Genomic DNA, 15,508 nt, shown 5'->3' with positions numbered 1-15,508 from the left:
TAACTGGTTATTGACCTGTACCGGAAGGATCCACCTGAACGCGGCGCGGAACTTCCGGAATCGGCAACTTACCGGCGGCCCAGGCCTGAGCCGTTTCACTGCCCGGATAGGCAGACTCCACTTCGACATGATAGGTACGCCATTTGCCGCCTGTCGCGCCCCGCATGATCTTGCTGGCATTCTGAGGTTTCAGTTTTATTTTTCTGCGAATCCCTACTTCTGGCAGATACCATTCTGCATAAGTCCCGGCATCGGTCAGTACTGTGATATGGAACGTCATGGGACGAAAGGGAGAGATATTCTGCAGCCAGCCCTCAATCCGGGGCGGCAGTGAGGGAGAATACGAGGTGGCTGACATTTTCACAATGGCCATTTCCTGTTTATGTTTTTCCAGATGCACATACTTATCGTCCAGTGGCGGCAATTTCAGCTTAGACTCCAGTATCGCCTGGATTAATTGTACTTTGAACTTCAGTTGCAGTTCCTCAGGGCGCACTTTGAGGATTTCAACAAATTCTTCGTACTGTTCTTTGGGAGATATTTCGGCAAAGGGCTCTTTGGTGGACAGATTTTGTACATATTTGAGATATTCCGTCGGATGTTCTGTCACGAGCATCCAGTGCAGCCCCCAGGCATGGACATAGGCGTCGCCGGAAAGAATACTTCCACTGAAGACACCATCCAGAGCCACCACTTCGCCCCAGTTCAGCAGCTTGGCGATACCCGACATCAATGCATAGTGGGTATTGATCCGGTCCGGACTGACATTGATCCGGTCTCCTTTTCCTTCAAAACCGGTGGCGATGCCTTCCATGAACCAGGTCGGAACCGGAGCAAAACGTTTGACGAGGCCACGATTGGTGGTCTGCAGGTGAATCGCTTCGTGCAGAGGCGTTTCAAACGAACTGCATTCACTCATTCTGAGTATCAGGTTGTTGGACACATGAGAGTAGTAGGCCAGAATATTTTCGGCACCATCCCCCAGCCCTGCGGTCTCTTTTCCAAACGCTTCGAAATCAGCGTCCGACTCGAAAATCAACATGGCCATGGGAAATTCATATTCAGCCAGTTCGATTCCCATTTTCCGGGAGTAGGTTTCAAATATGACATCCACGTTCTGCATGAAACGTCCCGCTTTTTCCAGGAACGTTTTGACACGAAGTTCCGTACGATCCGAACCATCCAGGGGTGCCGCCAGTACCACACCCACCAGAAACGGGCTCTCCAGATGAAAACGGAATTTTTCTTTGCCGAATTTTTGCGTGAGGTCTTCAGACATCTGCTCGACCGTCAGCGGTTTCGGTGCCGCCTTGAGTTCCCGTTTTTTGATTTTTCCCTGGGGAACCAGCACGATCGAACCGTCTGGTTTCAACAGACCATGCAACATCTCGCCGCGCCGTTTCCCGGAACCATACAACGATGCTTCCAGGGTGACGGTTTCACCCGACTCGTCGACGTAGGTAAAAATATCGGCCTGCAGAGTTGAGTTGCCGATCGGAAGTGAAACAGCGATTACAAACAGGCTGAGAAACAGCCTGGCAATTGTTTGATTCATAGGGCACCTTGTGTTTTCTGATTCGATTCTGGTTTGAGTTCAATCTGACTTCACGGGAACGAGTTGCAGCGCATCGACAACGACGTGCCCTTTCGTGCCCTGATTGGTAATGCGCAGCACTTCCCGCTTCCCCTGCTCGAATGGAAACCGTCCCAGCAGATGGTATTTTCCGTGATTGGGTTGCTGCTTCTGATTGACCACGATCTCTTTGGTGCCTGTAGAACTGGTCACAATATAGGGTGTATTAATCGAACGATTGGAGCCGGGAGAATAATAGACGCGCACTTCATACAGACCCGTCTGCGGAATATCTGCCGTGAAGGAAATCTCCCGCTCCCCTTTTTCCGTATCTCCATCATGCTGATAGCCCTGGCCCACGTAAGGAGAACTGGCGGAACTGGTTTTCCAGCCCAGGCTGCTCCGGGCATCGCGATCATCGACGACAATTCCCGATAAACTACGCACTCGAATTGGTGGTTCCCGGCGGGGCCCGTCCCAGACGAGTACCTGTTTGTCCGCGATTAATTTTTTTCTCAGTTGTGTGTAATCAATATCCTGAACCGCCTGTCCGGCATCAATCGACTGGCAAGCGGCAGTCGCGGCTGACTGCCCCAGTACCATGAAGACCGGTTCCATACGAATCGAACCATAGGCGATATGCGAAGCCGCCATCGCAACGGGAATGAGCAGATTCTCACATTCTTCTTTTTTGGGACGAATCGAACGATAAGAAATGGGATAGGGGTTAGGCACACCGACCTGCACATCACCTTCGTTCAAGGTTTTTCCATTGACCGCATACCGCTGCTGATTGTGCGAATCCATGGTATAGGCACCCAGGCCCACGCTGTCTTCCGCGACCAGTTCCGACATGCAGTTCTTTTCTGTCATTACGTATTCAGAGATCAGTCGGCGGGCTTCGCGAATGTACAACTGGAATGGCCAGCCTGCCCTATCCTGAAATTCATCTTTGGTCGGTTTCCAGGTCTGAAACTGCTTTCGCACTTCAGCGGGTACACGCGGATCGTTTGCCAGCGTCCACATTAATCCCTGCTGATAGGTGAGATGCTCCTGAATGATCTGTTCCCGTTTTTGATAGTCGGCGTCGGGGTATTCATAGTTCATCCCGATATTATCAGTGGAGATGGCAAAATTATTATTCGTATCGGTCTTGCGATTCGGCATCAGTACCGGGTTCCAGGGCACACGCAGATCGCCGGCCTCAAAGTTTCTTAACAGCAGTTCATAACGCAGGGGATCATAATTTTCGGGTTTCACCCATTCCCGCTGATTTTCGGGAACATCTGTTGTACACATCCGAAAACAGTAGGCCTGCACGCGATGATCGCCGTCACCGTCTTTGCCCCCCGGTCCTTCCTGTTGTACGCCTGGGAGCAGTCCACTTTGGGGATCGCCGGGTACGACATACGGATCTACCGGCTTGATGAACTGATGGAAGACTGCATTCCGGGTCTGAATTCCATTCAATGATTCACCATAAGTGTCGTTGGATTCACGCCCCACATGGTAAGAGACACCGGCAACCGCCATCAGGTCCCCTTCATATGTGGCGTCGATAAAAACATTCCCCGAAATAACGAGTCCACTCTCCATTTTAATCGAAGCGATACGAGCCTGCTCTTTCTTCACACCCTGCTTCAGATCCAGACGCTGTTGCTTCAGAACGGGAATCGCCTGTTCGCTGAGCATTTTTTCAAACGTCGCTTCAGCGACATGCGGCTCGAAAGTCCACATCTCTGACTCGGCCCCTTTGCTGCGGCGACTTTTGTATTCGTCCTGTTTCTGATACTCCCAGGAAGATTCCTGGCTGTAATAATCGCCCAGACGACCATAAAACTCACGGGCAATACCGCCGATAGCCGCTTTGTTACCGATATCTGTGGCACCTAAGCCCCCCGAGGAAAGACCACCCAGATGGGTTCCCGGTTCGATCAGCAGTACACTTTTTCCCATCCGATCTGCCTGAATTGCGGCTGCAATGCCACCGGAAGTTCCGCCGTACACGACCACGTCATAACGGGATTTGAGCTGCTCAGGTTTGATTTCCTGCGCCACAGCGAGATTTAAAAATCCCAACCCGAGAATCAGAATTAACGTAAAACGGATAATTTTCGTAGAAACAGCAAGCATGCAGAAGACCTTCTCACTCAACTGGTATGTTCTCATCAATATTAATTAAGAAGCAGACATGTTTACACAGGCCCGTTTCGTCCATCATAATCACTACGCCGGAATATCTAAACCGGGTTGCTGAAAATCTGTATTTATATCTGACTTAAACTGTTAATTATGTGAACAATACCATTTAGGACGATTTCATCATATAATGGTAACCGTCTCAATTACGAAACCATCCCAGTGCGCTGTTCCCAACCCATTCCAATCCCCAGCAGGCTGACATGAGCTTTGATTTCCTTAATCCGATGATGCTGCTCGGTTTACTGGGAATCTCACTGCCCGTGCTCGTGCACTTGCTCAGTCGAAAAAAATACGATGTCGTGCAATGGGGGGCGATGCAGTTTCTGGAACTGGGGCGGCGGACACGTCGTCGAATTCGTCTGGAAGGCTGGTTGCTGCTGGCAATGCGGATGCTGTTGATTGCCTTGATTGCCCTCGCCTTATCCCGCCCCTGGGTATCCGGCGGTTTTCTATCGAAATTTATTTCCACGCAATCCAGAGATGTCGTCTTCGTGATCGATGGATCCTACAGTATGGGCTGGGAAGGCGAAGCCGAAACACCGCATGCCGCGGCCATCCAGTGGGTGCACCGCTTTATGGAAGAATTAAATTCCGGCGATACCATCACCCTCATTGATGCCCGCGACCAGCCCCGATTGATTACCGAGTCTCCGACTTCCCAGTTTGATGTGGTCCGTGAGAAATTAAATCAACTGCCACCTCCCGCCGGTTCATCCAATCTGGCAAATTCCATTTCCAAAGCCATTCAGACGCTCAGTAAAACATCGAACCTGGAACGCGAAATCATCGTACTTACTGACGACCAGGCCTTTTGCTGGTCTCCCGAAGATTCGATTTTGTGGGCGCAGGTCAATGATCTGTTGCAGCAGTCTGCAGTTCCCGTCGATCTGTGGGCGACCAATGTCGCGGGTGAAAAAAACGAAGGACTGCTCACCAATCGAAAAGTAGAACAGCTGTCGGTTTCTCGCGAGGTCTGCGTCAAAAACCTTCCGGTCCGAATTTCGACCACTGTGCGTTATGACGGCCCGGAAGAGAATCTGATCTGCCCGGTCTATTTTGAAGTGGATGGACAGCAGCTGCCGGAAAAAACACAATCCGTAAAAATCGAAAATCATGGCGAGACCGCCGTCGAATTTGAGCATCGCTTCGAAGATGAAGGGACACACGTTGTGAGCATCGTCATCGACGCCGATCAGTTGCCCGGAGATGATCGCTCCGATGCTGCCCTGCATGTTACCAGCGCCTTACCCGTGCTGCTGGTGGATGGCACACCCAGTTTTGATGCGACACGCAGCGAAGTTTTTTTCGCCAATCTCGCATTGATGGCGCCCGCCAACCGGACACCCTGGATTCAGACGACGGTCATTGAAAAGACTCAGTTGAACGCGGACATTCTGAAAAACCAGGCCGTCGTCGTGCTGGCGAATGTCGACACACTTTCGGAAACACAGGCGGGAGCTCTCATCGATTTTGTCAATCACCAGGGGGGTGGCGTCTTAATCGCGCTGGGTGATCAGATCAACGCGGACGATTATCAGCGACTGCTGTTCCACGACAAAGCCCTGATCCCGGTAGAACTGAAATCAAGGGAGTCCAATCCGGGAGCCGAATTCGGCAATCTGATACAGATTCGTGCTGACAGCCTGCAGAGCCCGTGGTTGAACCGCTTTCGCGGAGAATATGCCAATGGTCTGACGGCGGCACGGTTCAGTGACTGGTGGGATACCTCAGCCATCACTCAATCCGACCAGCCTGAAGAGGAGAAACAAGATGAGAAAAACCGGCAGAAAGCAGCAGCCACACCAGTGGAACTGGCGAGTTTAAGTAATAATTCTCCCTTCATGCTGATGATGAATCATGAACGGGGGCGTGTACTGCTGCTGACTTCATCACTCGATGCGGACTGGAACAATCTGCCGGCGAAACCCGATTACGTCCCCTTTCTCCATGAAGCAGTTTTTGAACTTTCATCAGGTCGAGTGTTTCGAAACCTGCAGACAGACGAACCGATAGTGGTTCCTGTCCCTGCTAAAACCACGGTGGAACAGATTGAATTTCTCGACCCCAACGGCAAACCGCTGACCGGCACGATCGAAGCAGATCCCGCTGCTAATGCTGCCACGTTTCAATCTCAGAATACATCCCTGCCCGGCGTCTACAGCCTGTCTCCAAAACCAGGTGTGCAGGCTGACCTCAAACCGGATCGTTTTGTTGTCAACTTCGACCGCAGTGAATCCAACCTGACGCCACTCAGTGAAGCACAACAGAAAACGCTCTCAGAAGAATCGCAGCTGACTTTTTTCAAGACACTCGATGAATTGAAGCAGGCCATGTTCTCTGATGTCTCGGAAACTGAATTCTGGCGAGTTCTGTTACTGATATTTCTGCTGCTGATGGTGGGTGAAATGTTCCTGACCAGGCGACTGGTGCAAGGAGGCCATTCGACACTTCCCGAGCAGAGCGAAACCTGATGCAGTTAATCTTAGACAGAGAGATGACGGATTGTAATGATTGAAAGGCACTTCCAGTTTAACGGCTTTGAATGGAGCGGATGGACGATTTTCAGCGTCTGTGCCGTTGTGGCGGCGCTCGTCTCCATCGTAATGCTGTTTCGCTACGAACGTCGCCTGGTCTCTTCTTCAATCGGCAACATCCTCATCACACTGCGAATCGCAGCACTGATTCTGATCCTGCTCACCTTTCTGGAACCCGTGCTGACCTGGTCGTTTAATGTGAATAAGACCGGGCGGCTGATTGTCGCCGTGGATGTGTCTGACAGCATGAACACCCAGGATCGTCATGCCAGTGATCTGGAAAAGCTGAGGCTGGCCCGCGCATTGAAAATGATCGGCAATGAACAGGTCGACAGCCGCCTGGATCGCTGGGAAGCCGCCTACGCTGCCGACGAAGAACCGCCGTGGGTCGACGAGGATGAAACCGCCAACCCCGAAAAGCGGGAAGAACTGGCGGCCAGCCGCAAAGAGAATCTGGCGGCGATCTTTGCCGACATTGATCAGCTGTCCCGCAAACAGATTGCACAAAAGCTGCTGTTGAACCCTGCCAATCCGATTCTGGAAAAGCTCCAGGAACGCGGCCAGGTGGATCTTGTCCTGTTTGCCGGTGATGCTGTCACCACCGAAAAAACAACACTGGAAAAGTCACTGAGTGAAGTTCCCGATCAGGTGCGGATGGAACTTTCTAATCTGACACAGGCACTAAAAAATACAGGCAGTAGTGCTGAAACAGGCGAAGCGCCGATCTCCGGTTACATCCTGCTGACCGATGGCCGGGACAACAGTCAGTTGAATCCCGTAACGATGGCGGCACAACTCGGGCAGATGAAAGTTCCCATCTATCCGGTGATGCTGGGTACAAACTACCAGCCGAAAGACATTTCCATTGCTGACCTGGACTACCCGCAGACGGCATTCAAAGACGACCGCCCCTTACTGAAGGCACGTATTGCAGCCAATGGATTTGACGGACAGGAAATCAGTGTCATCCTGAAACAGGGGGATCAGGAACTGGCGGTAAAACGTTTTACACCGCAGGGAGTCAGTAAACTGCTGGAATTTGAACTGGATTCCGGCAAGCTCGGGCGGCAGGAATACACTCTGGAAACGGAAGTTCTGCCGGGAGAAACGCGGGAGGACAATAATAACAAAGACTTTGCCATCAACATCGTGGATGATAAATCGCATGTACTGCTCGTTGAGGAAACCGCGCGCTGGGAATACCGGTTCCTGCATCATGCACTGGAGCGGGATAAACGTATCGCGCTGGAGCAGGTTTTGTTCGAACAACCCTATATGGGGCTACTGCCTCAACCCTTTTTTCCCACCCAGCTTAAGATTAATGTTCCTGTGCAAGACAAAAATGCGGAACCGGATGACCGCGCTCAGCCCTTCGCCGATCAGGATCTGATTATCATCGGAGATGTCTCTCCGGCTCATCTGGAAGAAAAAAACTGGAAACATATCCAGACCTTCGTCGGCGATCAGGGGGGGACACTGGTCCTGCTGGCGGGGAAAAAATATATGCCCCTGGAACATCACTCTCCCACGCTGAATGAGCTGCTGCCAGTGAAAACTCCTCAGGTGATTGACTGGAATCAGGCAAATTTCAAAGTCCCCCCCGGCGAGCGGGGTATGCGGCTGCGCCTGACGCCGGAAGGCGAAGCCGAACCGCTGCTGCAGTTCGACGCCAATGCCGAAATCAATCGAGATATCTGGAAGGAACTGCCGGGACATCTCTGGTTTCTGCAGGGAGAACTGAAACCAGGTGCGACCGTACTCGCTTACGGCGTCTCTCCATTCAATGCACCCCCCAATGAAAAAACGGACGGGGTGATCATTCATCGTCAGTACGGTTCCGGACAGGTTATCTGGGTGGGCATCGACAGCACCTGGCGCTGGCGGTTTCGCGTGGGCGATCGCTACCACCACCGCTTCTGGGGACAACTGGCGCGCTGGGCGGCCAAGAATAAAGCGTCGGCTGGAAACGAATTTGTAAAATTCAGCTTAAGCAAAACGGACATTGATGCAGGTGAGATCACCACAGCCCGCGCCCGCTGGACCCAGGAATACCGAGACCAGTTTCCCGAAGTCAAATCCACGGTCTCGATTTTCAAAGCGTCTGAACCAGACAAGATGATTGCTTCACTCGATCTGTTGAATCAAAAAAATCAACCCCTGCTGCAGGAAGCAAATCTGCCTGCCCTGCCCGCGGGGGAATACCAGCTGAAACTGCAGACGACGCCACCCATCGCAGGTGCAAAGGACATCACCACCCCCCTGTTTGTCAATCCAATCAAAACCATCGAACTGGGTAACCTGACTTCGAATCCACAACTATTGACAGAAATGGCAGAGTCAAGCGGGGGAAAACTGCTGATGCCGCAGACCATCAATGAACTCATGGAATTACTCCCGTCCCTCAAACAGGAAACGACAAAACAGGACGAAGTTTCGGTCTGGGACCACTGGTTTTTCCTGATTCTGATCATGGGTATCCTGACCGTGGAATGGGCTCTCCGTAAACTGAACGGCTTACCTTGAACCAGCTTGGCAGCTTTTTGGACTCGAATTCGTTTTTTCATCCCTATTTCATCCCAAATCTTGTTACAATAAATGCGGGTGCGGTCTGCGCGATACAAGTTCCCTGACCGGGAACCAGCTCGGACCAGTGTTCCCTCAAGTGCTCACTGAAACAGACTCCACAATCACTTCCTGCTGAGATAAACTATGGATGGGCAGTTAGATCAATTTGTGAACGAACTGAAACGGCAGCTGAACCAGCTTGATCGACGCATTCGTTCTCTGGCGCTGTTACGTGGTCTGGGCCTGGTCATTCTGGTACTGGTCTGCCTGATAACGCTGCAGATCAGCATCGACTTTCTGTTTTCACTCGATTCCACCGCCCGCATCATCATGAGTTCGATCTCACTGGCAGTGCTGACGGGTTGCCTCTGGTTTGGTATTCTGCGCCGAGTCATACAAAAACGCACTCCTGTCGAACTGGCTGCCATTGTCGAAGAGTCACAATCCTCACTCAATGAACGACTGACTTCGGTACTCGAACTGGCTTCTGCTCAGAATGAAACCAGCTCCGTGATCATGCGCGAACGACTGGCTCGTGAAACGATCGCTTCCCTGACCACGTTTAATATTACCGATTCCGTTCCCTCTGATCGCGCCATGAGATTCATCATGAGCGCCGGTATCGCGATTCTGATTTTTATTACTCCCCTGCTGTTCTGGCCTGACGCCTATCGCCTGCTGCTCTCCCGCAGTGTGATCCCCTGGGGCAACTTCGCGACCGTAAGCTCTCTCTATTTCGATGTCCAGCCCGGCGATGAAACCGTCGCCCGGGGAACGGATTTGAAAATTGTGGCAGAACCGCGCTGGCATACCAAAACACCGGGAAAGATCAACGACGTCTGGATTGAGTGGAAAGATAGCGCCGGCAAAGAAAACTCCCGCCGTATGGACCTCGACCAGGAAACCGGTTTCTACCTGACTCAGTTTCCACGACTTCTCAGCGGCTTCCAGTATACGATTTCCTCCGACCGCAGTCGCTCGAAACACTATACGATTGAAATTGCCGAGCCCCCCTCCATCACCGATACACTGCTGACAGTCAAGTCTCCCGGCTATACTCAGAAACCAACCGAGCAACTGAAGGTCATTCCCAGCGAACTCCGTGTGATCGAACAGAGTCTGCTCAGTTTCAAACTGCAATTTGATCGTCCCGTCACTGCCGTCACACTCGAGTCTCAGCGTTACGCTACCGGTCAAGAAGAACGGCCCCCCGTGGAACAGAAGGCATTCACACTCAGTGAGGACCAGTTGTCGGCGGAGTTGGAGTTACCCGTACACAAAAGCAGCTTTTTGTTTCACCTCACACTCGAAAGCCTGCAGGGTAAACTCAAAACCCAGACCTCGGAGCATCTGGTCAAAGTCATTCCGGACCGGGCTCCGGAAATTGAACTTTCCCTTTACAATCAACCGGAATTCATCAAACCCACTGATGGTTTAACGGTGCCCGTGAAGGTTCTGGATGATTTTTCTGTCGCCGAACTCGAACTTCACGTTCAGAAACTGGATGACAAAGTGACAGTGCTGAAGGTACCCGCCCCGTTGCTGGGGAAACCTGCTGTCGAACACGAGTTTAAAATCGACCTGGAAGGGCTGGGTGCGCAGCAGGCGGATATTTTTACCTATCGCATCCGGGCAGCCGACAATCGAGAAATTCCGGAGCCGAATGTCGTCTGGACCACTCCCCGCGTCTTTGGCATTGATAAGAATGCAGACCAGCAGGTATCAGCGGGAGTTGTCTCCCGTCAGCAGAAACTGCGGGATGAGCTGCAGAAGATCCAGCAGGAATTCAAAGAACACAAAGATCAAGTTGACCAGAAAATTGCGGAACTGAATCAGGTCAAAGAAAAAGAAGCCTTAAAGGCCGCAGATCAGGATCAGTTGCAGGAACTGAGTAAACAGGAACGCAAGCTGGCTCAAAAACTGGAAAACCTGGCCAATGAATTACTGCAGCTCCCCCTGTATCAGAAACTGGCAGAACAGACTCAGGAAGTGGCACGCACTGATTTCGTCAAAAACCATGACACACTCAAAGCGACCGCGGATGCCGAAAATGTCAAACAGGCACGAAGCGACCTGAAACCGGTTCCCAAAGCCATGAAAGGGACCGAACAGAAACTCGATCAACTGGCGCAGCAGTATGACAAACTTGTCGAACTGGAAAACGACCTTTTAAACCTGAACCGCCTGGCAGAAGAAACGGATCACCTGGCGAACGATCTGCTGGCATTCAACGACAAACTGGAATCGACAAAGCCCCAATCAGAACAGCAGGCTGCTCCACTACAGGAAAACCCGGACGGCAAACAAGCTGCGTCTGAAAAATCAAAAATGGAACAGAAGAAAGAGGAAGCCCACCAGCAGCGTTCCCCCGAGATGGAGAAGGAACTGGCCAATCAGCAGGCGGAACTGAAACATCGTCAGTCCCGCCTGGCAAAAGACCTGGATCAGTTACTGGAACGTCGCCCTGAACTGGTTGATGCCGCCCGCAACTATCAGATGAAACAACTGGATTCACTGGTCAGACAGACTTCTCAGCTGGTGGAACCGCAAACCCAGGTAGCCGAAGCAATCCAGGAACAGGCTCCTGTCGCCGCCGGCAGACCGGCAGCACCACAGACAGCAGAGCAAACCCGTGAAGCGAATCCTCCCGCGACCGCGCAGGGTGAAAATCAACCTGCACAACCCGCAGACAACACGACTCCACCGGGCGCTTCCCCTGCCGGACAAGCGCCCCCTGCAGCCGCGGAACCATCACAGAATGCCGCTACGGCGGCCGCAGCGCAACCTGCCGAAAGCAGGATGAGTAATGAACCGTCACGGGCGAAAGCAGAGCCGGCAGAAGCGGAATCCGTTCTTGATTTACAACGGCAGCAGCAGTTACTCGCGGAAGCTGCGACCAACTTCGTGCTGGAAACCGCACAGCAGTTCGGCCCTGATTCCGAGCCAACCCGCAAAGCCACGCAACTGGCTGAAGAATCAATCAAGGCACAACAGGCTGCCAATGCAGGTCGTCTGCACGAAGCCGGCCAGGCCGCCAATCGTGCCTCGAAAGTGGCTGAGGAAATCATGCAGGCTCACAAAGAACAGAAGCAGGAAAACACTGAGAGAGATGCCTTTCTGGAGCAGGCGGAGCGTATGGCAAACCTGCAACAGTCCCAGGCCGCCAAGATGGAACAGGCATCTGCATCCGAAGCGAATCGACAGCAAGCCTTAAAAAATACACAACAGGCGCTCGCCCAACAGACCCAGGCATTATCAAAGCAATTGTCTGAAACCTCGCGAAAACTGGAAACCGATCCAGTCAGCTTGAAAAAAGAGAGCCAGCAGGCAGACCGGACACGCCAGAAAACAGAATCTGCCGGTCAGGCGATGGAGAAAACGGTCGAAAGTCTGCAGGAAGAAAATCTGGCACAGGCAGCCGAACAGGCGAAACAGGCCGCCCAGGCTCTGCAGGACGCCGCCCGCCAGGCACAGCAGGCCAGCAGACAGAAAGTGAAAGAATCTCCTGTGCCTGAGAAAGTCGGAAACCAGGTAACGGACGCTGCCCAACAGTTGCGCGAAGCACAAAAACAGCTGGAGCAGACTCCCGAATTCAAAAACCAGTCTGATCAGTCGATGGCCCAGAAACAGCAGTCACCGCCCGGGGAAGCAAAAGAAAACTCTCAAGAAGGCAGCCCGGCAGATCAAAAAGAGAAAGCGACTGAATCGGGGGATGCCAAAGCCCAAGCGAACTCAGAAGCCGGCGACAAGTCGCAGTCACAGGAGCAGATGGCGGAAAACGCGAACAAGCAGCAGGGAGATTCCGATCAACAGGGTAAACCTTCGAAATCGCAGGCCGCTGCCGAGTCACTGAAACGGGCTGCAGAGTCGCTGTCTCAGGCAGCGACGGAACTGAAATCAAAAGCACAGCAGGGTTCTGATCCCGGCAAAGGACAACAGTCACAGACGGCTTCAAAAAATATGGCTCAAGGCAAAGGCCAGGGCGAAAGCGAAGGCGGGGGTGCCCAGACCAGCGTGGATTTTTCCGAGTTGAAAACGAAACTTCAAGCCATGTCGGATCGCAACTGGGGTGAACTTCCCGGCCAACTGGATACCGAGATCCTGCAAGGCTCGCGCAGAAGCACAGACCCGGAATATGCCCGACTGATCAAACATTATTTTGAAGCGATTTCCAAATCAAAACCTGACAGTAACTGAACCTGTTACTCAGACAGATCCCCGGGATGTTATTTATGATTCGCTGGTTCCCAACCTCGATACTGCTGATTTCCCTGTTGCTGCCTGCCAATATCAGCCACGGTCAGGAGCTTGATGCACAGAAGAAACAACTGGATGCCAGCATTCAACGGGCGGTGCAGTTCCTTGCGAACTCGCAACAACCTTCCGGTGCCTGGTCTTTCAATTCTTATGGCGAATCGACGGCAGCCACTTCACTGGCAATCATGGCGTTCATGGCCGCTGGTTATGTTCCCGAAGAAGGCCCCTACGGTGATCAGATCAATAAAGGGATCGACTGGGTTCTGGCACATCAGGCTGACAATGGCCTGGTCGTCCATCATAAAAGTCACGGGCCGATGTACAGCCATGGCATCAGTACCTTGATGCTGGCTGAAGTCGCCGGCATGCTGACAGGTGAGCGAGAAAAAAAATGCAGAGAGGTGCTGGAACGGGCAGTGAAACTGATTGTCTCTGCCCAGAATGTCAACAAGGACAAACGCAACGCGGGGGGCTGGCGTTACACGCAGACCAGTACCGACAGCGATCTGAGTGTGACCGGCTGGCAGTTGCTGGCTTTACGGGCCGCCAAGAATATCGGCTGTGATATTTCTAAAGATCACATCGACAAAGCGGTCGCGTATGTCCGCAACTGTCGCGGACGTAATAATGTGGGCTTTGCCTACCAGCCCGGCGGTGCCCCGAGTGCAACGCGCACCGGAACCGGAATTTTAGCGCTGGAAATCTGTGGTCAACATCATACCCGTGATGCGCTGGAAGCGGGCGACTATCTGATTCAGAAGCCATTGCATCCCGACGAATTTTATTATTTTTACGGTGCTTATTACTGCAGCGTCGGCATGTTTCAGATGGGTGGCCAGTACTGGCAAAAAACACGGGATGCCATTGTCCCGCAACTGCTGGAAACTCAGAAACATGATGGCAGCTGGCTGGCCACCAAAGGGAGTGAAAAGCAGGCGGGGAAAGTTTACGCGACTTCCCTGGCGGTGCTCGCGCTGGCGGTAGAATACCAGTATCTGCCCATCTACCAGCGATAAGTTCTGGGGACTTGAATTAAGCAGAAATTTCGTTTCACAGATGTTTCTGAAGACATTCGCAGAAAAACTGATGAACCCAGGTATTCCTGATCAGTGCGACTATTGGATATCTCCCTGTCAACAAACGGGTTACTCCATTCCTTCATTCAAAGGCTCCCACGAATTGACCTTGGTGAACCCACTGGTTATCTTTAAAATTCGCTTCTGAAATTTACCTATTGTCCTCGACTTTAACCCCTCTGGATACACGACTGTGCGGATTGCTTACTTAGATTGCTCTACTGGAATTAGTGGTGATATGACTCTGGCGGCTCTCGTGGACGCCGGTGTCGACCCCGATCAGATTTGTGCCGGCATCGACTCGCTCGGACTGCCTGGAGTAAAACTCACCTTCTCTTCGACGATGAAGGGAGGCTTCCACGCGACTGCGGTCAAAATTGAACATCCCGAGCAGCATGCCCATCGGCACTTAAGTGACATCATCCAGATTCTCAAACAGTCAGATCGTCTGACAGCCCGGCAGTATGAACTGTCACTCTCACTGTTTTCGGCAATCGCTGCTGCGGAAGCCAAAGTCCACGGTTCTACCATCGATAAAGTTCACTTTCACGAAGTGGGTGCCATCGATTCCATCGTCGATATTGTCGGCGTCGCTATCGGCTTTGATCTGCTGGGCGTGGATCAGATTATTTCCAGCCCCGTGCCCACCGGCTATGGTCAGATTAAAATTGATCATGGAATCTGCACGGTGCCTGCACCCGGGACTGCGGAAATTCTGAAAGGGATTCCCCTGGCCGACATTCCCATTCAGGCAGAACTGACGACTCCAACGGGAGCCGCCATCATCGCGACGCTGGTAGATCGATTTTCCATGCTGCCTGCGATGACCATTGAAGAGATCGGTTACGGTGCCGGCACGAAAAACTTTCCCGAACGGGCAAACCTGCTGCGGATTTTTGTCGGTGAGCTGGTGACTTCCAGCAATACCGATTATGTGACGCTGCTGGAAACCAACCTGGATGACATTACTCCCGAAGTGATTGGATACACCAAACAGAAACTGATGGAAGCCGGCGCCCTGGACGTTTATTCGGCTGCCATCCAGATGAAAAAAGACCGACCGGCGGTCATGCTGAGCGTCATCTGCCAACCCGCCGAGGCGGAACGACTGGAAGCGATCCTGTTTCAGGAAACCGAAACCCTGGGAATCAGACGGCATGTTCTGCAGCGCAGCATTCGCCCTCGTCAGCCACACGCTGTCAAAACTGTCTGGGGAGAAGTCGCAGGCAAACTCTCCCTCACAGCCGGTCATCAATCCGTCTTTACGCCGGAATATGAGTCGTGTGCTCAGCTGGCAGCGG

General features: G+C 52.4%; 7 protein-coding genes. 5 read left to right on the top strand and 2 right to left on the bottom strand.

Annotation, left to right across the window (positions count from 1 at the left end; all coding sequences use genetic code 11):
* Positions 1-7 precede the first annotated feature (7 nt).
* Positions 8-1,555, bottom strand: coding sequence for a DUF1570 domain-containing protein (locus AACZ40_RS00035; RefSeq protein WP_291175337.1), 1,548 nt, complete (start codon positions 1,553-1,555; stop codon positions 8-10).
* Positions 1,556-1,594: 39 nt separating this feature from the next.
* The gene (locus AACZ40_RS00030) at positions 1,595-3,706 is read right to left on the bottom strand and encodes an FAD-dependent oxidoreductase (protein ID WP_291175339.1); all 2,112 of its coding nucleotides are present in this window, start codon (positions 3,704-3,706) and stop codon (positions 1,595-1,597) included.
* Between the two features lie 269 nt (positions 3,707-3,975).
* On the opposite strand from AACZ40_RS00030, the gene AACZ40_RS00025 reads away from it, so the two are divergent.
* The 5 genes from AACZ40_RS00025 to larC all read left to right on the top strand — a co-directional run.
* Positions 3,976-6,246, top strand: a complete 2,271-nt coding sequence (locus AACZ40_RS00025; RefSeq protein WP_291175341.1) for a BatA domain-containing protein — start codon at positions 3,976-3,978, stop codon at positions 6,244-6,246.
* A 36-nt stretch (positions 6,247-6,282) separates the two neighbouring features.
* Entirely contained in the window at positions 6,283-8,832 is a 2,550-nt protein-coding gene (locus AACZ40_RS00020) for a hypothetical protein (protein WP_291175343.1), read from the top strand.
* A gap of 186 nt (positions 8,833-9,018) precedes the next feature.
* Positions 9,019-13,071 carry a DUF4175 family protein gene (locus AACZ40_RS00015; RefSeq protein WP_339672582.1) on the top strand — a complete coding sequence of 1,351 codons (4,053 nt, stop codon included), beginning with the start codon at positions 9,019-9,021 and terminating at the stop codon, positions 13,069-13,071.
* Between the two features lie 35 nt (positions 13,072-13,106).
* Positions 13,107-14,147, top strand: coding sequence for a terpene cyclase/mutase family protein (locus AACZ40_RS00010; protein ID WP_291175353.1), 1,041 nt, complete (start codon positions 13,107-13,109; stop codon positions 14,145-14,147).
* Between the two features lie 298 nt (positions 14,148-14,445).
* The coding region (gene larC / locus AACZ40_RS00005) for a nickel pincer cofactor biosynthesis protein LarC (RefSeq protein WP_339672573.1) at positions 14,446-15,508 on the top strand (1,063 nt) is incomplete at its 3' end.

Origin of the sequence: uncultured Gimesia sp. (genome assembly GCF_963972345.1) — a bacterium.
Taxonomy (GTDB): Bacteria; Planctomycetota; Planctomycetia; order Planctomycetales; family Planctomycetaceae; genus Gimesia.
This window is presented reverse-complemented; position numbering and strand designations above follow the sequence as displayed.